The sequence below is a fragment of the Rhodanobacter sp. FW510-R10 genome (assembly GCF_058781105.1).
In genome coordinates this window covers 892417-913992 of the sequence record NZ_JBYSWL010000001.1, presented here as the reverse complement: position 1 = coordinate 913992, position 21576 = coordinate 892417, and the positions used below count along the sequence as shown (strand labels likewise).

18 protein-coding genes are annotated in these 21576 nt (G+C 66.3%); 8 read left to right on the top strand and 10 right to left on the bottom strand.

Features of this window, described 5'->3' with window-relative positions; genetic code table 11:
• Positions 1 to 85 precede the first annotated feature (85 nt).
• A complete protein-coding gene (locus AC3WJB_RS03780) occupies positions 86 to 313 on the bottom strand; it encodes a hypothetical protein (RefSeq protein ID WP_492678864.1) in 228 nt (75 codons plus the stop codon).
• A 98-nt stretch (positions 314 to 411) separates the two neighbouring features.
• Entirely contained in the window at positions 412 to 2415 is a 2004-nt protein-coding gene (locus AC3WJB_RS03775) for a CocE/NonD family hydrolase (protein ID WP_492678862.1), read from the bottom strand.
• 298 nt (positions 2416 to 2713) lie between these two features.
• Between AC3WJB_RS03775 and AC3WJB_RS03770 the strand changes: the two genes are divergently transcribed.
• Positions 2714 to 3283, top strand: coding sequence for a lipid A 3-O-deacylase (locus tag AC3WJB_RS03770; protein ID WP_492678860.1), 570 nt, complete (start codon positions 2714 to 2716; stop codon positions 3281 to 3283).
• Between the two features lie 28 nt (positions 3284 to 3311).
• On the opposite strand, the gene AC3WJB_RS03765 is transcribed toward AC3WJB_RS03770, so the two are convergent.
• The 4 genes from AC3WJB_RS03765 to AC3WJB_RS03750 all read right to left on the bottom strand — a co-directional run bounded on the left by AC3WJB_RS03765 (position 3312) and on the right by AC3WJB_RS03750 (position 8120).
• Positions 3312 to 4877, bottom strand: coding sequence for a DHA2 family efflux MFS transporter permease subunit (locus tag AC3WJB_RS03765; RefSeq protein ID WP_492678858.1), 1566 nt, complete (start codon positions 4875 to 4877; stop codon positions 3312 to 3314).
• Positions 4878 to 4954: 77 nt separating this feature from the next.
• On the bottom strand, positions 4955 to 6184 hold the full coding sequence (locus AC3WJB_RS03760) for an HlyD family secretion protein (RefSeq protein WP_492678856.1): 1230 nt from the start codon (positions 6182 to 6184) through the stop codon (positions 4955 to 4957).
• An 8-nt stretch (positions 6185 to 6192) separates the two neighbouring features.
• Entirely contained in the window at positions 6193 to 7641 is a 1449-nt protein-coding gene (locus AC3WJB_RS03755) for an efflux transporter outer membrane subunit (RefSeq protein WP_492678854.1), read from the bottom strand.
• 20 nt (positions 7642 to 7661) lie between these two features.
• Positions 7662 to 8120: a MarR family winged helix-turn-helix transcriptional regulator gene (locus tag AC3WJB_RS03750; protein WP_492678852.1), complete on the bottom strand. Its 459-nt coding sequence runs from the start codon at positions 8118 to 8120 to the stop codon at positions 7662 to 7664.
• Between the two features lie 198 nt (positions 8121 to 8318).
• Here AC3WJB_RS03750 and AC3WJB_RS03745 point away from each other — a divergent pair, with 198 nt between their 5' ends.
• Genes AC3WJB_RS03745 through AC3WJB_RS03730 form a run of 4 tightly spaced genes read left to right on the top strand, consistent with a single transcriptional unit; the run spans position 8319 to position 11463 of the window.
• Positions 8319 to 8873: a DsrE family protein gene (locus tag AC3WJB_RS03745; RefSeq protein ID WP_492678850.1), complete on the top strand. Its 555-nt coding sequence runs from the start codon at positions 8319 to 8321 to the stop codon at positions 8871 to 8873.
• A gap of 24 nt (positions 8874 to 8897) precedes the next feature.
• Positions 8898 to 9848 carry a substrate-binding domain-containing protein gene (locus AC3WJB_RS03740; protein WP_492678848.1) on the top strand — a complete coding sequence of 317 codons (951 nt, stop codon included), beginning with the start codon at positions 8898 to 8900 and terminating at the stop codon, positions 9846 to 9848.
• Positions 9845 to 10516 (top strand): c-type cytochrome, encoded by a 672-nt coding sequence (locus AC3WJB_RS03735; RefSeq protein ID WP_492678846.1) that lies wholly within the window; start codon positions 9845 to 9847, stop codon positions 10514 to 10516. Before AC3WJB_RS03740 ends, AC3WJB_RS03735 begins: the two co-directional genes overlap by 4 nt.
• Positions 10513 to 11463: a c-type cytochrome gene (locus AC3WJB_RS03730; RefSeq protein ID WP_492678844.1), complete on the top strand. Its 951-nt coding sequence runs from the start codon at positions 10513 to 10515 to the stop codon at positions 11461 to 11463. Before AC3WJB_RS03735 ends, AC3WJB_RS03730 begins: the two co-directional genes overlap by 4 nt.
• 770 nt (positions 11464 to 12233) lie before the next feature.
• On the opposite strand, the gene AC3WJB_RS03725 is transcribed toward AC3WJB_RS03730, so the two are convergent.
• Positions 12234 to 12497, bottom strand: a complete 264-nt coding sequence (locus tag AC3WJB_RS03725; RefSeq protein ID WP_492678842.1) for a hypothetical protein — start codon at positions 12495 to 12497, stop codon at positions 12234 to 12236.
• A 137-nt stretch (positions 12498 to 12634) separates the two neighbouring features.
• Here AC3WJB_RS03725 and AC3WJB_RS03720 point away from each other — a divergent pair, with 137 nt between their 5' ends.
• The 3 genes from AC3WJB_RS03720 (at position 12635) to AC3WJB_RS03710 (ending at position 15347) form a co-directional block, all read left to right on the top strand.
• Positions 12635 to 13429 carry a helix-turn-helix domain-containing protein gene (locus AC3WJB_RS03720; protein ID WP_492678840.1) on the top strand — a complete coding sequence of 265 codons (795 nt, stop codon included), beginning with the start codon at positions 12635 to 12637 and terminating at the stop codon, positions 13427 to 13429.
• Positions 13430 to 13519: 90 nt separating this feature from the next.
• Positions 13520 to 14377, top strand: a complete 858-nt coding sequence (locus tag AC3WJB_RS03715; RefSeq protein WP_492678838.1) for an EamA family transporter — start codon at positions 13520 to 13522, stop codon at positions 14375 to 14377.
• Between the two features lie 91 nt (positions 14378 to 14468).
• On the top strand, positions 14469 to 15347 hold the full coding sequence (locus tag AC3WJB_RS03710; RefSeq protein ID WP_492678836.1) for an alpha/beta hydrolase: 879 nt from the start codon (positions 14469 to 14471) through the stop codon (positions 15345 to 15347).
• Here the strand turns inward: AC3WJB_RS03710 and glnA are convergent.
• The 3 genes from glnA to AC3WJB_RS03695 form a co-directional block, all read right to left on the bottom strand.
• Positions 15335 to 16744, bottom strand: a complete 1410-nt coding sequence (glnA, locus tag AC3WJB_RS03705) for a type I glutamate--ammonia ligase (protein ID WP_492678834.1) — start codon at positions 16742 to 16744, stop codon at positions 15335 to 15337. The two genes, AC3WJB_RS03710 and glnA, sit on opposite strands and share 13 nt — an antisense overlap.
• A 192-nt stretch (positions 16745 to 16936) precedes the next feature.
• Entirely contained in the window at positions 16937 to 19120 is a 2184-nt protein-coding gene (locus tag AC3WJB_RS03700) for a TonB-dependent receptor family protein (RefSeq protein ID WP_492678832.1), read from the bottom strand.
• A 107-nt stretch (positions 19121 to 19227) separates the two neighbouring features.
• Positions 19228 to 21504 carry a DUF5916 domain-containing protein gene (locus tag AC3WJB_RS03695; RefSeq protein ID WP_492678830.1) on the bottom strand — a complete coding sequence of 759 codons (2277 nt, stop codon included), beginning with the start codon at positions 21502 to 21504 and terminating at the stop codon, positions 19228 to 19230.
• Between the last annotated feature and the right edge of the window lie 72 nt (positions 21505 to 21576).

Below are 21576 nucleotides of genomic sequence, written 5' to 3'. Positions count from 1 at the left end.
AATGGGGGCGAAATGCACCGACGCGAGAACCGCTACATGGCGGCGCGCCGCGTGGCGGAAGCCACGCGGCCAGAACAGGCGCCTGCTACAGCGTCGATGCGGCCGGGGCCGGTTCCATGGCCGGATGAATGACGGGCTTCTCGTGGTCCATGCCAAAGAACCCCCACAGGATCAAGAGCAGGACGATGATACCCACGATCCAGCCCCAATACATCTTGTGGCGCCTGGTGGGGCCGATGGTCGGTGGAGGAGTGCCCTTGCCTGACACATTGCCGCGATCATTCTGCTCGGGCGCCTTGATAGGGTCGGACATGATGGCATCCTCTCGCCTGTGCGGGTTCCTTGATCTTAGCATCGACGCCAAACTTAAGGCCCGGCCGCCCGGCCGGTGGCCGACTGCGGCATGGCCGTCTATTTGCCCGCCACCACCGGCAGCTCGACGTAGCTGGCCTTCCCGGGCGCGTGGTAGATGCGCTGCGTGGCCTTGACGTAGTCCGCCGGCTTGGCGAAGAAAATGTTCGGCACGTAGGTCTGCGGATTGCGGTCGTAGAGCGGGAACCAACTGGACTGCACCTGCACCATGATGCGGTGGCCGGCGCGGAACACGTGGTTTGCGGTAGGCAGTTCGAAGCGGTATTGCAGCGGCTGGTCCGGCGTCAACGCGTGCGGAGTGGAGAAACTCTCGCGATAACGGCCGCGGAAGATGTCCATGGCCACGGCCAGCTGGTAGCCGCCCAGCCGTTGCTGGCCCGACGCCGGCTCAGCCGCCACCTGGTCCGGGTAGACATCGATCAACTTGACCACCCAGTCCGCATCGGTGCCGCTGGTGGAGGCGACGAGGTTCACCTGCGGCTGGCCGGCAATGGTTACGTCCTGGTCGAGCACGGCGGACTTGAACGTGGCCACGTCGGTGCGGCCGGAAAAGCTGCGCTGGTCGTCGACCAGCCAGCGTGGCCAGGTCTGGTCGCCGTCGTAGCCGACCGGCAGGATCGGCCGGGCGCGGTAAGGCACCGGCTTGGCCGGATCGGACACGTAGTCGGTGGTTGCGGCCTCGCCCGCCGACGGCGCCTCGAAACCAGCCGTGTCGCCGGCATGCAGGTAGAGCGGAGTCGGCATGATCGAACAACCCTGGCTGCAGCCCGCGGGCCAGGACTGCAGGCGTTCCCATTGATTGGTGCCGGTACGGAAGGCCGTGACCGGCGCGACGGGATTGGGCGGCGCGTCGTTCTGCAGATAATGGGCGAGGAACGGGGCCAGGATGTGTTCCTGGAAATACGTGCCGGTATCGCTGCCGAAACGGATCGCACCGAGATGGTCGCCCGGTTCAAGCTGCTGGCCGTGGTGCCACGGCCCGATCACCAGGAAGACCATGTCGTTGCCGGTGTCCTTGGGCTCGAGCGCCTTGTAGACGGCCAGGGGACCGTAGATATCCTCCTGGTCCCAGAGCCCGTGGACCAGCAGCATGGGCACCGAGAGCGGCAGCTTGGCCAGGATCTTGTCGAGCGCCTGCCCGCTCCAGAACGCGTCGTAGGCCGGATGCGCGGTGAGCTTGTTCCAGAAGCCGATCTGCCCCATCGCATACGCCTTGCCCATCGCGCCGGCGGAGCCGTAATGCAGGTACAGGTCGTAGTCGTCGTAGAAATTGCTCCACCAGGGTTCGGTGTTGCCGCGCGTCGCCACCTGTGTGTAGATGTAGGGCAGGTTCTGCTGACGGAACGCGCCATTGTGGAACCAGTCGTCACCCATCCAACCGTCCACCATCGGGTTCATCGGCACCACGACCTTGAGCGCGGGATTAGGGTGCACCAGGGCAACCAGGGCCTCGTAGCCGTCGTAGGAAATGCCGAGGACGCCGACCTTGCCGTTGCTTTCCGGGAGGTGCTTGACCAGCCAGTCGATGCTGTCGGAGGTGTCGGTCGCCTCGTCCACCGGCGTGGCGTTGAGCGGGCCACGGAACGGGCGGTTCATCACGAAGTCGCCCTGCGAACCGTACTTGCCGCGGACGTCCTGCACCACGCGGATGTATCCACCCTTGACGATCAGCGCCACCGGATTGTCGAAGCCGTCGTGGGTCTGCAGCGCCGTCGCCATGCTGCCACTCAACTGCGCATGCTCGGTCTGGGTGACCATGCCGGAGGCGTCGTACGGCGTGCGGGTGAAGAGGATCGGCGCATCGCGTGCGCCGCGTGGCAGCATGATCACCGTATGCAGCTTGATCCCGTCGCGCATCGGGATCATCACCTCGCGGATGGTGTAGCCGAAGCTGGAATGATCGGGCTTGAACTGCGCCGGCGTCTCGCTGGGCAAGGCGGGATATTTCGGTGGCGGCGGGTTGTCGGCGGCCCAGGCCACGCCCGCACAAACCAGAAGGGGGGCTGCAAGCCCAACCCAGCAACGGCGAAACGATAGGCCCATGATGGTTCCCCGAATGCAGTCTTGCGGCCACCGACGATAGCGCGATTCATGCGGCCGTGCGGGCCCTCCGTGCCCGTGGGAACCTCAGGGCTGGAGCGCCGTGCAGGGGTCCGCCACAGGGAAACCTATGGACGACCAGAACTCCGGCCTGGCAAGCACCCTACGCTCATGAATGGACACGCTCGAACGACCACATCGTGCAAACGATGCCGCAGCAAGGTGCTTGATCTGCACGGTGCCGGGCACCATATCGCCGGCGTAGGGAAGTGCGCGCCCATTGCGGGCAAGGATGGCTGAGGTGTCGACATTGAAAGTAGGCCTGCGCGCCCTTGGCGCGGTGCGGAGGGCAGCACGCTGGGCGGCGTTGACGATCGCATGGTGCGCACTTGGCCTCGCCTCGGTCGCTGCCAGCGCCGCGCAGCTCTCGGTCGAGGGCGGCCGCAGTTACATGGACAGCCATCCAGCCACGGTACTGTTTGTCGAAGGCGTATTTGCCGGCCATCCACTGGGCGGGAGCCGCATCACCTGGGCGCCGGACGTCTCGCTCGGTTGGATCGGCGGACGCCGCCTGCACCGCTACGACGGTGCCCGCTACACCCCGCGCGATGCGGTGTGGCTGGCGGCCGCGGGCATACGCCTGCAACCTGCGGCCACCGATGCCTGGTACCGGCACCTGTTCTTCAGCGAGCAGCTGGCCGTGCAGAACCGGCACTCGCTCGCCCTCAGCAGCGACTACGAATTCGTCAGCTCGGTGGGCTGGCAGGGGGAGCACTTCAGCTTCCAGCTCCGGCACATCTCCAACGCCGGCCTGCATGGCCCGAACCGCGGCGAGACCATGGCCTTGCTTGGGATCGGCTTCGCATTCTAGGAGTCCGGGCAGCCTCCCGCCCACGCTCCTAGTGCGCAGCCTGCGGCGCCGGTACGGGCGAGGATGCGGGCTTGGTGGCCGCTACGCGTGCGCCCTTGGCGACAAACGGCGGCTTGGCCAGCCAGATCACCAGGATCAGCGCAATGAAGATCCAACCCAGGGCGTAGAACACCTCGTTGAACGAGATCTGGAAGCCCTGCTGGGTGATCATGCCGTTGATCACGCCGGCGGCCCGCTGCGGGTCGCCTTGCCCGATCTGCCGCATGGCTTCGCGCGCCACGGGGTCATAGGCGGTGATGTGCTCGGCCAGCTGTTCATGGTGGCTTACCGCGCCACGGGTCCACATGAGCGTCGTGATGGATGCCGAGAAGCTGCCGGCCAGCGTGCGCAGGAACGTGGACAGGCCGGAACCGGCGGCAATCTCGTTCTGCTCCAGGTCGGAGAGCAGGATCTGCAGCACCGGCATGAAGAACAAGGCCACGCCCAGGCCCTGCCACAACTGCACCATGGCCACGCTGTAGAAGTCCACGTCCAGGTAGAAGTTGGCGCGCATGAAACAGGTGGCGCCCATGACCAGGAAGGACAGCGCGGCCAGCAGGCGCAGGTCCATGCGGTTGGCGTACTTGCCGACGAAGAACACCAGCAAGACGGGGATCACGCCCAAGGGCGCGGTCGCATAGCCGGCCCACGTCGCGGTATAGCCAAGGTTCTGCTGCAGCCACAGCGGTATCAGCAGGGCGATGGCGAAGAACGCGGCATAGCCCAGCACCATGGCCAGCGTGCCGGCGCTGAAGTTGCGGTGGCGAAACAGCTTCAGGTCGACGATGGGGTCATCGTCGGTCAACTCCCAGATCAGGAACACGAGCAGGCTGATCGCCGAGACGATGCTGGTGAGGATGATGAAGTTGGAGTTGAACCAGTCCGCATCGTTGCCCTTGTCCAGGACGATCTGCAGCGCACCCACACCAACGATCAAGGTGACCAGGCCAACGTAATCGATGCGCGGCCGCTCGGTCCTTTCGATCTTGCCACGCAACTGGTTGGCCACGACCACGCTGGCAAAGATGCCGATCGGCACGTTGATGAAGAAGATCCACGGCCAGGAATAATTGTCCGTGATCATGCCGCCCAGTATCGGTCCGGCAATCGGCGCCACCACCGTGACCATCGCCAGCAGGGCGAGCGCCATGCCGCGCTTGGCAGGCGGGTAGATGCCGATCAGCAGGCTCTGCGTGATCGGGTACATCGGGCCGGCCACCGCGCCCTGCAGCGCGCGGAACAGGATCAGCATGCCCATGCTTTGCGAGATGCCGCACATGAACGAGGTGAACGCGAACAGCAGCGTGCACCACACGAACAGCTTGACCTCGCCGAAGCGGCGGGTGAGGAAGCCGGTCAGGGGCAGGGCAATGGCCATGCTCACCGCAAACGAGGTGATCACCCACGTGCTCTGGTCGTTGCTCACCCCGAGGTTGCCGGCGATGGTCGGCAACGACACGTTGGCAATCGTGGTGTCCAGCACCTGCATGAACGTGGCCAGGGACAGGCCAAAGGTGCTGATCGCCAGGCTGGGTGGGCGGAATTGATTCGACATCGGATTTGTTCATGCCGTGTCGGAGCCCGCTGGCGACCTGCGCTCGCCAGCGGGCTTCCACGGTACCGGGGAAAGGGCTACTTGTTGCCGGCCATGTTGGCGTGGATGATCTGCGCAATTGCGGCGTCGGCATGGGCCAGCTGCTGCCGGTAGACGGTGGTGCTGAACACCGGCTCGGCCGGGGCCTGCTGTGCCAGCATGGCACCGCCTCGATGGTGCAGGTTGACATCGACCGTGACCGACATGCCGATGCGCAGCGGATGGGCCTGGAGCTGCTGCGGATCGCTGAACACCACGCGCACCGGCACGCGCTGCACGATCTTGATCCAGTTCCCGGTCGCGTTTTGCGCCGGCAGCAGGGAGAACGCGCTGCCGGTACCCACGCCAAGGCTTTCCACCTCGCCGGTGTACTTCACTGCGCTGCCGTAGACGTCCGAGACGATGGATACCGGCTGGCCGATGCGCATGTCGGTGAGCTGGGTTTCCTTGAAGTTCGCGTCGATCCAGACCTCATGCAAGGGCACGACGGCCATGAGCGGCGTGCCGGGCATCACCCGCTGCCCGACCTGCACCGACCGCTTGGCCACATAGCCGTCCACCGGCGAGACCAGCTGGGTGCGCGCGTCGGTGAGGAAGGCCGCGCGCAGCTTGGCGGCAGCCGCCTGGACATCCGGATGCGAGGCCACCACGGTATCGTCCACCAGCACCTTGCTCGTCTGGTATTGCTGCTGAGCCGCGATCAAGGCGCTTTCCGCCGAGGTCAGGGCGTCGCTGGCGTGCGCCAGCTCCTCGGCCGAGATTGCCCCGGACTTGGCCAGCGCCACGCGGCGCTGGTAATCCGCGCGGGCCTTGGCCACCGCGGTCTTGCGCGCCGCGACGTCGGCCTGCGCGCCGTTGACGCGGCTGTACAGGCCACGCACCTGGCGCACGGTGTTGGCAAGGTTGGCCTTGGCTTCGGCCAGGGCCACGTCGGCATCGCTGGGATCGAGTTTCACCAGCACGTCGCCGGCATGCGCCAGATCCCCATCGTCGGCGCCGATGCTGACCACGGTACCGGCAATCTGCGGCGTGATCTGCACCACGTTGCCGTTGACGTAGGCGTCGTCGGTATCCTCATACCAGCGGCCCTCCAGGAAGTACCACGCACCCCAGCCAATCGCGGCCAGCACGATCCCCACCGCGAGGATGCGCAGCAGCAGGCTGCGCGACTTGCGCTTGGTTTTCCCCGCATCCACGCCCTGCCCGTGGTTGGCGCCTGGCGTGGATGAAGTGGACGCCCCGGTTTCGATTTCGGTCTGGCTGGACATGGGCTGACTCAGGAATGTGCGGATGGGGTGGCGGCAGCTGACTGCGCGGATGGCTGGAAGCCGCCGCCCAGGGCCTGGACCAATTGCAGCGACAGGTCGACCTTGTGCGCCTCCAGGGTGGCCATGCCCTGCTCCGCGCGCAGCAGTTGCTGGCGTACGGTGAGCGCCTCCAGGAAGTTGCCGACCCCAGCCTCGTAACGCTGCTCGGCCAGGTCCCAGGCGGCTTGCGCGGCATCGCGTGCGCGCTGCTGCGCCGCGATTTGCGCGTCGAGCGACTGCAGTGCCGCATAGTCTTCGGCAACTTCGTTGACCGCATCGACCAGCTTCTGGTTGTACTGCGTGACGGCGAGGTCGAACGCGGCATCCTTGCCCGAGAGGTTCGCGCGCAGCCGGCCGCCGTCAAACACCGGCAGGCTCAACGACGGGCCAAGCTGGTAGAAGCGTGCCGGCAGTTTCAGCGGGCTGCCACCCCCCAGGGCAATCACGCCGGCCAGCGCACCCAGCGAGATGTTCGGCAGGAATTCGGTCTTCGCGGCCTGGATGTCCTTGCGCGAAGCTTCCACCCGCCAGCGTGCCGCGACCAGGTCGGCACGATGCCCCAGCAGGCCAAGCGGGAGATTCGGCGGCACCGTCAAGCGGGCCAGCGCCAGGCTGTGCGGACGGGCTATGCGCAAGCCCCGATCGGGACCCGCGCCGAGCAATGCGGACAAGGCCGAGCGGCTGGCCACGACCATCTGCGCGGCGGCGGCCTGCTCCTGCTGTGCCGTGGCGACTTCAGCGGCGCCCTGCTGCAGCTGGATACGGTTGTCGATGCCGGCGGCGACGCGCTGACGGGTCAGTTGCAGCGCCTGGTCGGCGCGCTTGATTTCGGCCGCGGCCAGGTCCTGCTGGGTGAAGGCGGCCCCGAGCCGGGCATAGGCGCGCGCGACATTGGCCGACAACTCGATGCGCGCCGCATGCGCGGCCACGGCGGCGGCGCGGGACTCGCCCACGGCCGCTTGCCAGGCGGCACGCTTGCCGCCCCACAGGTCCAGCCCCCACTTGAAGCTCGCATACGCATACTTGGCGACGCCAAAATGGCCGCCCATCGGCAGCACGGTCGCCGGGATACGTGCACCGGACACGCTGGCACCGGCGTTCACGCTTGGTTTGCGCACCGCGTCGGCCAGGCCAACCTGGGCCTGTGCGGCCCGCGAGCGGGCATCCGCCACTGCCAACCCGGGATTGTGCTGCAGCGCCTCGGCAATCAAGGCGTCCAGCTGCACATCGCCCAACTTCGTCCACCAGTCGGTCGCCGGCCAGGCGTCGCTGGCCTGCGGCACGCCGGCCAGGCTCTGGGCGGCATGCAGCGACGACGCCTCGGTCAAGACCTGCTGTGGGCGCACGCCCCCGCGGTCGGCGCAACCGGCCAGGATCGCGGTCAGGGCGGCCATTGCCGCTATGTATGGCACACGCATGGTTCGGCCTGGGGCAAACGTCAGGATTTATCCCGCAACGCATTCAAGACGCGCTCCAGGAGCTCGCGCAGCTGGGTGCGCTCCGCCGGTGCCAGCGGTGCCTCGGCGGTGCGCATGACGCGCTGGCCGCAACGTCGTGATTGCTGCCAAAGTTCCTTGCCGCCATCGGTCAGCTCGATGCGCAAGGCGCGTCGGTCCTGCTCATGCGGACATCGGCGCAGATAGCCCTTGCGCTCCAGGTGGTCGAGCTGGCGGGTCATGGCCCCGCTGTCGAGATCCACCGCGCGGGCCAGTTCGCCTGCCGTCATCGGACCCAGGGTGGCCAGCCGCTTGACGATGAGGTACTGGGTGAAGCGCAGCTCCGAGCCACGTACCGCAAGCTCGGCTTCCATGGCGCGGAGGATCTCGCTACGCACCAAGCCAAGCAGGATGCCGAGGTTCTCGTGGGGCGTGGTCTGGGATTGTGGCGTGGCGGGCATGGCGGGCTATTTTATTGCCGTTGCTTTAATTGTCAAGGCAACTATATGTAGCGGTGCACGTGGACCTCGGCCTGCCGGGCACACCGCGGCAGCGGCGGTGTCGGGGGGACCCGCGCCTGGCGTCCATTGGTATGTAGCCGGCGCAGGCGTAGGATGCGCGAGGGTCATGCGGCACCGCCACCAACAAGGGAGACCACCATGTTGCGCCATGTCATCATCGTCGCCCTGGCCCTGTGCCTGCCCGCGTTCACGGCGTTCGCCGCCGACACGGACACCAGCTTCTGGCAAACGCCGACCATCCACGGTGCCGGCCGGATCCATCCGATGCCGCAAGCTGCCTACCAGCCCGATCCGCATGCCACCTACAAGGTGGTGTTCAGCCTCGCCCATTTCGGCGCCAAACCCAGCGACGTGAGCCCATCGCTGGAACACGTCGCACGCGCGGTGAACCTCTACGTCAACGCCGGCGTGCCGCTGTCACAGCTGAAGTTCGTGGCCATTGCCTTCGGCCCGGCCACGCCGATCGCGCTGAACGACGCGCAATACCGCGAGAAATACGGCGTGGCCAATCCGAACCTGGCAGTGATCGACCAGTTGCGCAAGGCTGGCATCGACGTGGCGGTGTGTGCGCAGGCGGTGGCCGAGCACCAGTTCCAGTACACCTGGATCGATCCGCGCGTCACCGTGGCGCTGTCCGGGTTGACCACGATCATCGACCTGGAACAGCAGGGCTACGCGCTGGTACCGCAATAGGCCTACCGGCAGGAGAAAGCACGCATGCGCCATTTGTTTCCACGGTTGTGGCTGGCCAGCGCAAGCTGCGCCCTTGCCCTGGGCGCCAGCGCCGCCACGCAGGACGCGGCCAGTGGGAAGTTCCTGCCGCCGTGGAACCCACCGCCTGCCGGTGAACAGTTCAGCGTGCCACCGTTTGACGCCATCGCCGATCTGCATGGCGACATCGTCGATCCGCAACTGGTGGTGTTCTTCGCTGGCAACCAGTTCATGGTGGTGCATGATCTGGTGGCGGCGTTCAAGCTGGCCTACCCCCGGTATTCGCGCGTTTTCGTCGAAACCCTGCCGCCGGGCATCCTGGCCAGGCAGATCGAAACCGGGTCGCTGGTCATGGGTAACCTGCGCATTGCCTTGGCGCCGGACATCTATACGACAGGCAAGGGCGGGATTGCGGCCGCCCAGAAGCAGCATGGCTGGTTTGCCGAAACCCTGGACTATGCACGCAACCCACTGGCCATCTTGGTCGCCCAGGACAACCCGAAACACATCAAGGGCCTGGAGGACCTGGGCCGCGCCGATGTCCGGGTCAGCATGCCGAATCCGGCATGGGAAGGCATCGCCCGACAGATCGAGGCCAGCTATCGCAAGGCTGGCGGCGACGCGTTGGACCACACGATCATGCAGACGAAGGTACGCGACGGCAGCACGTTCCTCACCCGCATCCACCATCGGCAGTCGCCGCTGCGCGTGCTGCAGGGTGAGTCGGACGCGGCGCCCGTATGGTCGACCGAGGCTTATTTCCAGCAGCAGATCCTGCATCACCCGGTTGAAACCGTGGCGATTCCGGCGGCACAAAACGCCATCGCCACCTACACGGCAGCTCGCATGAAACGCGCCCCGCATGAACAGGCGGCGAAGGATTTCATGGCCTTCATGGCCAGTCCGGCAGCGCAGGCGGTCTATCGCAAGTACGGTTTCCAGGCTGCGCAACAATGACGCCCGCCAGACGCCGCCACCTGCTTGCGCTGATCTTGATCGCCTTGCCGATCGCGGCCTGGCAGGCGCAGGCCACGGACGCGGCGGCCATCGCACGCCAGGGCAACGGTCGAGGTGCCGCGCCGTGCATCGCCTGCCACGGCGTCGACGGTGCCGGCCAGGCGCAAGCCGGCTATCCGCGACTGGCGGGCCTTGACGCCGCCTACCTGGAAAAGCAACTCGGCGATTTTGCCAACGGCACGCGCGGCAGCGCGGTGATGCTGCCGACGGCCAGTGCGCTCAGCGCGGACGAGCGCCAGGCGCTGGCCACGTATTACAGCCAACTGCCGTTGCCGCCGGCCCTCGCCAACCCGGCCACCCCCATGCCAGCGGCCGAGAGCCTAGGTGCCCGGCTGGCCACGCGCGGCGACTGGGATCGGGAGGTCCCCGGCTGCGTGCAATGCCACGGTCCTGCCGGCGTCGGCGTGGGCACGCACTTTCCGCCGCTGGCAGGCCAGCCGGCAAGCTATCTCGCCGCCCAGCTGCGGGCCTGGCAACAGGGCACGCGGCACAATGATCCGCTGCAACTGATGCAACATCTCTCCGCCGCGCTGACCGCGCAGGATATCGAGGCGGTGTCGGCATGGTTTGCCGCGCAGCCGCTGCCGGCGCCAGGAATACAACCATGAACAAGGCGATGGCGATTGCCGGCGCGCTGCTCGGCCTGGGCGCATTGTCTGCCTGCACGCCGCAGCCGACGGCAAGCCCATCCGCGCCACCCGCAGCGGCAACGGAGGCAGCGACGGCGAACACGGCTACAGCCGCGTCGGCGCCGGCGCGTTTCACTCCGCCCGCCGAAGCCTCCATCCCCGCCGGACCGTTCGGCGAGGTGATCCGCGCCGGCCGCGCCATCTTCACCGACACGCCCGGCCACGCCAAGGCCTATGTCGGCAACGGCCTGAGCTGCAGCAACTGTCACCTCGATGCGGGCCGCCGGGCCGACTCGGCGCCGCTCTGGGGTGCCTGGGGCATGTATCCGCAATACCGCAAGAAGAACGACCGTGTGAACTCGTTTGCCGAACGCCTGCAGGGCTGCTTCGAGTACAGCATGAACGGCAAGGCCCCGCCGCTGGGCAGCCCCGAAATCGTGGCGCTGGAAACCTACGCATGGTGGATGGCGCAGGGTGCGCCCGTTGGGGTGAAGCTGCCAGGCGCGGGCTATCCCAAAGGCGAAAAGCCGCCGCTGCCGCCGGACTACGCGCGCGGCGCCGCCGTCTACACCAGGAGTTGCGCGCTATGCCACGGCGCGGACGGCCAGGGCCAGCAGGTCGCCGGGCGCAACGTGTTTCCACCCCTGTGGGGGCCGCAATCCTTCAACTGGGGGGCCGGCATGCACCAGCTCGACAATGCCGCCGCCTTCATCCAGGCGAACATGCCGTTCAGTCGCGGCGGAACACTGAGCGCCCAGGAAGCCTGGGACGTGGCCATGTTCATGGATGCCCACGAACGCCCGCAGGACCCGCGCTACACCGGTAACGTCAGCGAGACGCGCAAGCGCTTTCACGACACCCCGATGTCCTTGTACGGCATCGAGATCAATGGCCACGTCCTGGGCACACCGGGCCACGGCCGATGAGGGAATGTCTGAACAATATGCTCTCGATGGTCATCCCCGCGAAGTACCCCTCCGGCGTCATTCCCGCGAAAGCGCACTGCTGTCCGGAATAAATTCGTGCCGCGACACCGAAGACGTGGCGACGCAAGGCTGGACGGCTGTCACGCGCAACCTGGACTCAAAAAAGGTGGTCACCCCGTTGTCTTACCCAGAACCTCGAACCTCCATCGTCATCCCCGCGAAAGCGGGGATCCAGCGCTTTTAAGTGTCTGCAAAGGCCAAAGCACTGAATTCCCGCTTTCGCGCACTGCTGTCCGGAACGTTTTCGGAACCGCCTTTGCTTCATCTACGGTATCGTGCCAGGACGCCGAAACCCTACCTGGCGTCATTCCCGCGAAAGCGCACTGCTGTCCGGAATAAATTCGTATCTCGAGACCGAAACATTGCGCCACATAGCCAAATGGCTGTCGCGTGCAACCTGGACTCAAAAATGGTGGCTCACATCTCTTGTCTCGCCCTGGACCTCGAACCTCCATCGTCATCCCCGCGAAAGCGGGGATCCAGTGCTTTCAGGCGACCAGTAAGGGCCGAAAGCACTGGATTCCCGCTTTCGCGGGAATGACGCCAGGTAGGGTTTCGGCGTCCTGGCGCGATGCCGTGGACGAGGCCAAGGCGGTTCCGAAAACGTTCCGGACAGTAGTGCGCTTTCGCGGGAATGACGCCGGGGGAGCGCCCCGTGGGGATGACGCCGATAGATCAGCCTTTCATAGGTGTGGAAGGCGGCCTGGGCGTCAGGCCGCGCTGCGATCGCCTTGCAGGGCGGCAAGCTCGTCGTCGACCAACATGCGCAACGCCGGATCGCGCAGGACGAACAGGTCGAATACCCCCAGCGCGCGCAACACCGGCAGTTGGGCCAGGAGCTGCGGCTCGACCTGCATGCGCCGTGGTTCCGGGGTGGCCGGATCGAGCATCAGTTGCGCCGCGGCGACGAAGGTGGTGCATGCCTCGTCCTTGGACGGGGCGGTGGATCGCGATGACAGCAGGCAGACATTCATGGCAGCTCCGGTCTTTGGGGGAGGCGGACGAGCGACGTTCGGACGCGGATGGATTCGACAACAAGGACACGCAGTCTAAGCTTGGCGTCACGCGTTCTGATAACGTGGGCCAGTCAAATTCTGTCGCGAACTCGCCAATGGACGCTGCCGCAACATTCCAGCGCATCGAGCGCGCGCACGGGCCGGGCCTGATCGCGTTTGTCATCGACGGGATGGCCCCGGAAGCGGAATCGATCTGGCATCGCCATGTGCGTGGCCAGTTCATGTACGTGGAAACGGGCCTGGTGTGCGTGCGGACGCGCGCCGGCATGTGGGCGCTGACCGCCCATCATGTCGGCTGGATGCCGCCGGGCGAGGAGCACACCGTCACCGTGGTCGAGCCGACCCGGGGCTGGGGCGTGTTCGTCGCACCCGGGGCAGCGGCCAGCATGCCGGCGACACCGAGCGTACTCGGCGCGAACGAGTTGATGCGCGCCCTGGTGCACCGCGCCGCCGGCTGGGCCGACGCGGACGAGCTGGACGACGAGCAGCAGCGCATCATGGACGTGCTGCTGGACGAGATGCGCCGTGCGCGCATCCCCAGCGATCCGCTGCACCTGCCGATGCCCGAGGACCGCCGGCTCCTGCGCATTGCCCGCGCGCTGCTGGCCGAACCGCACGACACGCGCAAGCTCGAGGCCTGGGCCGGTTGGGCCGGGCTGTCCGCGCGCAGCCTCAGCCGGCTGTTCCGCAGCGAAACCGGCTGCAGTTTCGCGCAATGGCGGCAACAGGCCCGGCTGGTACGCGCCTTGGAGCGCCTGGCCGGCGGCGACGCCGTCGCCGAGGTCGCCGGTGCCATGGGCTATGCCAGCGCCAGCGCCTTCGTGGCCATGTTCCGCCGCCACTTCGGCCAATCGCCTGGCCGCTACTTGCTGGCGCGCTCGAGTGCTTGAAGCATGCCGGGCCAACACCCACGCCGACGCCATGGGTGATTTCCTGACGTCATGCCGGACAATAGCCGCTGCCCCCGGACATGGATTGCGATGAGCTTCGTCCTGTTGAGCGTGATCTGCAGCGTGCTGGTGTCGGTGCTGCTCAAACTGACCCGTGCGTGGCGCATCGACGTCGGGCAGGCCATTGCCTGGAACTACGTGGTTGCCGGCGCGCTTGCCGCCGCCCTGCTGCGGCCGCCACTCGCCAGCCTGCAGGCACCTGGCGTGCCCTGGCTGGCCTTGCTGGCGCTCGGCATGCTGCTACCGACGATCTTCCTGGGCCTCGCCGCGGCGGTGCGCCATGCCGGTATCGTGCGCAGCGACGCGGCGCAGCGCTTGTCCCTGGTGCTGTCACTGCTGGCCGCATTCCTGCTGTTCGGCGAAGAACTCACGCCCGCCAAGGCGGCAGGCATGGCCACGGGCCTGGCTGCCCTGCTGTGCATGGTATGGCGCGCGGGCGTGACGGCGCCTGGTGCCGGCGCGGCATCATGGTTCTATCCGCTGCTGGTGTTTGCCGGGTTCGGCACGATTGACATCCTGCTCAAGCGCGTGGCTGCCGCCGGTGTCCCCCTTGGCGCTTCCCTGCTCGGCATGTTCATCCTGGCCATGCTGGTGGCGTTCGCCATGCAAGGCTGGCGGGCGGTCCGTGGCAGCATGCGCTTTACCTGGCGCAGCGCCGCCGGCGGGTTGCTGCTGGGCCTGCTGAACTTCGGCAACATCCTGTTCTATCTGCGCGGCCACCAGGCCTTGCCGCAGCATCCGGCACTGGTCTTCACCAGCATGAATATCGGCGTGGTGGCGCTCAGCGCGGTGGTCGGCCTGCTGCTCTTCCGCGAGCGCCTGTCGGCGTTGAACCTCGCGGGAGTGGCTTTGGTCGCGCCGGCCATTGCGCTGCTTGCCGCCGGCTGAGCCCATCGGTGGTCGGGCACGGGCGCGCGCCGGCAGCAGCTCGGGACTTTCGGCGCTTTCCATTGCCGCCATGGCTGGCTACGGTACGAGGATGCTGGATGGAAGCCCGCCTCTCGTCGCCAGCGCCGCGAACTGGCAGATCATGCCCGACGGCCAGCGCTTGTTCGTGCGCGACTGGCCGCTGGCGCAAGCCCAACGCGGTGTCCTGATCGTGCACGGACTGGGCGAGCACAGCGGGCGCTATGCGCGGCTCGCGCGCTGGTTTCGCCAACGCGGCTTTGCGGTGCGCAGCTACGACCAGCGCGGCCACGGCCGCACGACCGGCCAGCGCGGCGCCATCCGCCGTGCCGACGACCTGGTGGCGGACCTTGGCCGGGTCTACGCCACCTTTACCCAGCAGATACGCACCCCGCCGCTGCTGCTCGGCCACAGCATGGGCGGGGTGGTGGCGCTGCGCGCCGTGCTGGACCGGTGCCTGGCGCCGCCAGGCCTGGTGCTGTCATCCCCGGCGCTGCGCAGCCGGGAACCCGCCTGGGTGCTGCGTTCGGCGCGCGTGTTGGACCGGGTGCTGCCGCGCCTGCCGCTGCGCAACCATCATCCAAAGGCGCTGGTGTCGCATGATGCCCAGGTGGTTGCGGCCTATCGCAGCGACCCGCTGCGCACGCGCTGGATCACGCCACGCCTCGCCAACTTCATTTTTCGCACCGGCGCGGCCTGCATTGCCGACGCGCCCCGCCTCGCGACATCCACCTTGCTGCTGGCGGCCGGGAACGACATGGTGGTCGATCCCACGGGCAGCCGGGAATTCACCGCCCGCGCCGAACCAGGGGGCCAATTGACCGCGCGCATGTTCCCCGAGCTGTACCACGAGGTGTTCAACGAGGCCGAGCCGTGGCGCTCACGCGTGCTGGCCGAACTCGAGACCTGGCTGGCCGTGTCGGCGGCCAGCCGCTCCGGCTACAGCGAGTAGTACATGTCGAATTCAACCGGGTGCGTGCTCGCGCGATAGCGGGTGACCTCCTTCATCTTCAGCGCGATATAGGCGTCGATGAAGTCGTCCGTGTACACGCCCCCGGCCTTGAGGAAGTCGCGATCCTTGTCCAGCGCCGCCAGCGCGCCGTCAAGGCCGGAACATACCTGCGGGATGTTGCGCTCTTCCTCCGGCGGCAGGTCGTACAGGTCCTTGTCCGCCGGCGGACCTGGATCGATCTTGTTGAGGATGCCGTCGAGGCCAGCCATCAGCAGCGCGGTGAACGTGAGGTAGCCCGAATTCATCGGGTCGGGGAAGCGCACCTCGATGCGCCGTCCCTTGGGGCTGGCCACATAGGGAATGCGACAGCTCGCCGAGCGGTTGCGTGCCGAATACGCCAGCATGACCGGCGCCTCGAAGCCCGGCACCAGGCGCTTGTAGCTGTTGGTGGTGGAGTTCGCAAAAGCGTTGATCGCGTGGGCATGCTTGAAGATGCCGCCGATGTACCACAGCGCCAATTGGCTGAGCCCACCGTACAGGTCGCCGGCAAACAGGTTTTCGCCGTTCTTGGCCAGGGACTGGTGCACGTGCATGCCGCTGCCGTTGTCGCCAATCACCGGCTTGGCCATGAAGGATGCCGTCTTGCCGTTCTCGTGGGCGACATTGCGGATGACGTATTTCATCATCATCAGCTCGTCGGCCTTGCGCACCAGGGTATTGAACTTGACCCCGATTTCGCACTGCCCGGCGTTCGCCACCTCGTGGTGGTGCACTTCCACCACCTGACCGAGCGATTCCAGCACCTTGCACATGTCTGCGCGCAGGTCGCTCAGCGAATCGCAGGGACGCAACGGCAGGTAACCGCCCTTGACCCGCGGCCGATGGCCGGTGTTGTTGCTGTCGTACTTGTAACGTGAACTCCACGCCGCTTCGGTCGAGCCGATCTCGTAGAACACGCGGCCCATGTCGTTTTGCCAGCGCACCGAATCGAAGATGAAGAACTCGGGTTCGGGCCCGAAGTACGCGGTATCGGCAATGCCGGTGGATTTCAGGTAAGCCTCGCCGCGTTTGGCGATCGAGCGGGGGTCGCGGCCATAGGCCTGCATGGTCGAGGGTTCCAACACATCGCAATGCATGACCAACTGGCGGTGCGCGCCAAACGGATCCAGTTGTGCGGTATCCGGGTCGGGCAGCAACACCATGTCCGATTCGTTGATGCCCTTCCAGCCCGGGATCGACGAGCCGTCGAACATCTTGCCGTCCTCGAACGTGGCCTCGTCGATCGCATGCGCCGGAAACGTCAGGTGATGCTGCACACCGACCATGTCGACGAAGCGCAAGTCGACGAATTCGATGTCGTGTTCCTGGATCTGGTCGAGCACGGTATTTGCGGACATGGATGAGTCTCGGAAACGGGTGGACCATGGCAGGGGGCAAGACCGCGCCACGGCGGAAAACGGCCGGCGCGCGCCGACCGTTTTGGCCTCGGTCGGCACGCGCAAGCCGCCAGTATTGCATCATGCCCGGTCCGGAAAAAGTGGATTTCGCGGGGTCCCAGCCAAGCCCCTGATCCGTCTGGCCCGCGTGGCTCACATGCCCAGCTTGAAGCCGATATACACCGAACGTCCGACCGCCGGTTCCAGGCCGGTCTGCCAGACCCGGCTGTAGTAGTGCCGGTCGCCAAGATTGCTGACACCTGCCAGCAGCGCGAGGTCGCGATTGACCTGCCATTCGCTGGAGAGGTCCAAGAGCGTATACGCCGGGATCTTCGCCGGCACGAAGGTGTTGCCGGCCCCGGCTGGCAGGTTGGAATCCTGCCAGTACTGGGCCGCCGTCGACACCCCGGTGAGGCTGATCTTGACCTGGTTGTCGACACGCCACGTCACGCCTGCCTTGGCCACGTAGCGCGGCGCATAGGCCGGGATCCTGCCAATTTGGGTGGGATTGAGGCTGGCCACGAAGCGCGCGTTCAGCAGGCTGACGCTGACGAACGTTTCCAGATGCTGGTCGCGGTCAGCCAACTCCGTGGGCGCAAAGAAGTCGTAGGCCAGTTGGCCTTCGAAGCCGCGGCTGCGGGTATCGCCGGAGTTCACCAGGATCACGTCCGTGGCGTTGAGACGCTGGGTTTCCACGCGGTTCTTGAAATCGATCCAGAACACGCTGGCGTCGTAGAACAGCCCGGCCACCGGCGAGCCATGCACGCCCGCTTCCCACGACAGCGACTTGGACGGATCGGGCGCGTGGCCCGGCACCATGTTGGAGAATGGCGAGGCCATGTCGAAGAAGCGCAATGGCCGCCAGCCTTGCGACACGTTGAAATAGGTTTCGTTGCCGGTGCCGAAATCGTTGCCGATGCCAAGCCCGAACAAGGGCAGGCTGCGCGCGTCGGCCTCGTGGATCAGCGGCCGCGTCAGGAATGGCGGACGCACGGTTTCATCCACTGCCACGCGCTCATGCTCCAGGCGGACCGAGGGCACGATGTGGATGCGGTGCGGCAGGCGGAACACGTTCTCGGCGAAGATCGAGGTGTAGTTCGACGAGCGCGCCTGGATCAGGCGCGGCTTGCCGCTGCGGTCGTGGCGGTCGACGTAGAGGTCGGCGCTGGTCCACTGACGGAATGGATCGTCGCCATGGAACGCGACGGCGCCCATGGTGAACGCATTGCCGCGACCCCACCTCATGCGCGCGCGGACATCCACGCCTCCGGTACGGAACTGCTCGTCCACCAGCGTGGTGGTGGCAGGCGGCGGGGCGCCCAACGCACCGCCCGCGCCGCGGCTGGCGAGATCCTGATAGGCGAACCACAGCTTGCCAATCAGCAGCCAGTCGCCGAATTCCTGCTGGTGGCCGAGCACCAGTTGGGTGCGATCCACCCAGTTGCGGTTGTATGGGGCCGGCGTGGCCTTCGGATTGGCCTGCCATTGCGGCAAGCTCAGGCGTCCCGGATCGCCCGCGTCGGCGCGGATCACATGCAGGTCGAGCCAGGAATATTGCTTGTCGTCCGGGCGATACTCCACGTACAGGTCACCCTGGCGCATCTGCGATTGCGCGTTCGGCCGGGTCCCGTCGCTGCGCACATAACCCGCATTGGCGCTGAACGTCCACGCGCCCTTGCTGCCCTCGACCCGGTTGAACGTCGAGTACAGGCCGTGGTTGCCCACCACCTGTTCGGTGCTGGCTGAGAACGGCGCACCAGGCTTCGGGCGCTTGGACACCAGGTTGATCACCGGCGCGGGCTCGGGGCCATACAGCAGGCTCGCGCCACCACGGATCAGCTGCACGTCGGCGATGCCCTGGATCAGCGGCATCGCATACAGGGTGGGAAAGCCGATCCAGTCGGATTCCAGCGGGATGCCGTCCTGCATGACCAGGACATATTCCGACTCCTGCGGATTGCCCAGGCCGCGATAGCTCAGGTTGAACTGCGTTGGCGTCGGCTGCTGCGACACCTGCACGCCCGGTGAGCGCACCAGCAACTGCTCGAGATTGTTGCCGACCACGATCGGCTGCAGGTCCAGGTGCGTCACCGTGGCCTTCTTGGTCACCGTGATCTCAGTGCTGGAGACTTCCGGCATCTGGTACTGCATCTTGCGCTTCTGGATCGTGCGAAAGTCGTTGGCACGCACGTCGATGCCAGGCAGGTCCGTCGTGCCCTGGTTGCCTTGCTGGCCATCGGTCGCCGGCGCCGATTGCTGGGCGCCCGCGAAGGCGGGCACGGCGGCAATGGCCAGCGCCAGCGCGGCGGCAAGACGTGAAGCGGCAATGTGGTGCATAGGAATCATTCCCCGTTGGCGAAACGAAGTACGTTCCGTGATTCGTGGTCCGCGTCGCATGTGCCAAAGGTCATGCCTCGGGCACGGATTCACCGCCACGGATGACGTTAAAGAGAGAAACGGTAGGACAGCTTGACCAGCAGTTGCTCGCTGTCGCGCAGCCGGAAACTGTCCAGGAACTGCGCGGACGCCGATTCCGATACCGGCGCGAGCTGGTAGCCGCCGCGGCCATAGACCACGTACAGGTCCGACAGCGGCGCCAGTTCATAGCGGTAGCGCACCTGCAGGCCCAGGTTGCGTATGTTGAAATCATCCACGGCGTCGGTCGAGGCCGCCGCACGCATGTCCGGGTTGACCCGGTACGGGCGCGGGGAGTTTGCGTCCAGGCCCAGCGCCTGCAGCCGTACCAGCAGGGTTTGCCGGTCGCCGATGTTCCAGGCCACGCCGCCCGCCAGTTGCAGCGATTTCGAGCGGAAGCTTGCGACCAGGTTGTCGTGCTGCCAGACCACCAGCGCCGGCGTGGCGGCGTAGGTCACTTCGGCGAACGTGCTCAGCGCATCGCTGAAGAAATACGTGGGCTGCACCTGCAGCGACCAGTCCCAGCCGTCGTGGACGCCACTGAGCTGGTTGCCGGACAGGGTGGCCTCGCCTGACCACGCCCAGTTGCCCTGCCGCGGCCGCGAGCGCTCCCAGGACAGATAGGGATCGATCGCGGTGCGCATCACGCCATGGCCGCGGGTGATGAGGTCGTCATGCCCCGGCGGCGACATCACCAGCTCGATCGTTTCCTTGCCGCCGTTGCGCAGGTCACCCTCCACGGTGAACCGCAGGCTGCGTCGCAAATCCAGCCCGTGGCTGTTGTTTTCCGCGCTGCCGCGGACCTGGACCTCACGCGCGAGGTAGGCCGAAGTCTCCGGCAGGTCGACGAAACGGCGGCGTACTTCCCAATGCAGGTAATCGAGATCGGCGCGCTGGAGGTAGCCGAAATCGTTGATGTCGAGCCGGTCGTCAAAATGCATCGCGTACCATTCGTGGCTCCAGAGGTTGTTCACCTGATAAGACACGTTCACGACCGCGCCCATGCCCTGCGTGGCCAAGCCAGGCTGGTCGATGTCGCTGCCGACGACGTTGCTGGTCACCAGCACGCGCTCGTTCGGCCGCCAGCGGTAGTCGAACCCCAGCACGGATGCCTCGCGGTCCAGCCACGGATGCCTGACCCGCGTGGCCAGCATGCCGAGGGCCTGGGTGCCGAAATCGTGGTTCAGGCGCAGTGCCGCAAACGTGCGACCGGCATCGCCACGCTCCTGCGCCGCCAGCACGCCGTAGGCCGTGTTGCCGAGCACGCCGTTGAGCTTGACCGCCCCGTCGATGTCGCTCACACCGCTGCCATCGTCCGCCGGCGCGCCGACGCGGCGGGTGTAGATCAGTTGCGAATCTTCCTGCAGCAGGGTGAAGTCGTAGGCACCGTGGTTCTCGGTGAAGAACGGCCGCTTGTCGCTGAAGAACGTCTCCTGCGCGCTGAAATTGACCACCAGGTCGTCGCTCTCCACCTGGCCGAAATCGGGGTTGATCGTGGCGGTCAGCTGGGTCTGGCCGCTGGGCTTCCAGCGCAGGTCGGCGCCGCCGCTCAGTGCGCTGCCGCGGCTGATGTTGTCGAAGCTACCCAACACATGCGGGGTCACCGCCAGCAACGACTGGCGATAGGCTGGCAATTCGACCGGATGGAGGTCGAACAGGAAGCGCGGATGGCCAAACGTGGTAGTCGCTGGCCAAGCCACGCGCTCGCCGGTGGAGCCGAACACCCGGTCCAGGTACAGGCCGACCGTGTGCATGCCGTTTTGCGCCTTTGGCATGGGCGCGGTGTACCAGGGAATCAGGATCTCGGCACTCCAACCATCGGCGTCTTCCTGTACCGCATGCTCCCAGACGCCGTCCCAGTCGCCGTTGAACTGCACCCCGGCGGTCATGGCCGAGTCGCTGATGTCGTTGCTGTTGGTGACAGTAAAGTTGTAGGCGGTACGGCCGTTGGCGTTGAAGTCGAGCACGACGTTGACCCGATCGATCGACGCGTTTTCATCGCGCCGCTTGCGCTGGTGGCTATGCATGGCCTCGGGCTCGGTGACGCGGAAGGCAATGGCCAGGCCGTCGGGCGTGGACAGGATCCAGGCGACGACCGGCAGCCTGGCCGGTTCGCCATTGAACGGCTGTACTTTGCGGAAATCGGTGATGTGCCGGGCACCGCGCCATTCCTCGGCGTCAACGCGTCCATCGACGGTGACCGTCGCCGACGCCGCGCAAGAAGCCAGCGCCAGGGCCAAGGCGGCGCCGGGGCGGCGCAAGCGGCCGGCGGCGGGACTGCGGAAAAGTGGATACGTGCACAACATGACGTGGCTCAGGCCTCTCTGGTGAGCGGCCCTGCCGTGTATTGACGGCCCTCCGCTGCATGGAAGGTCGAA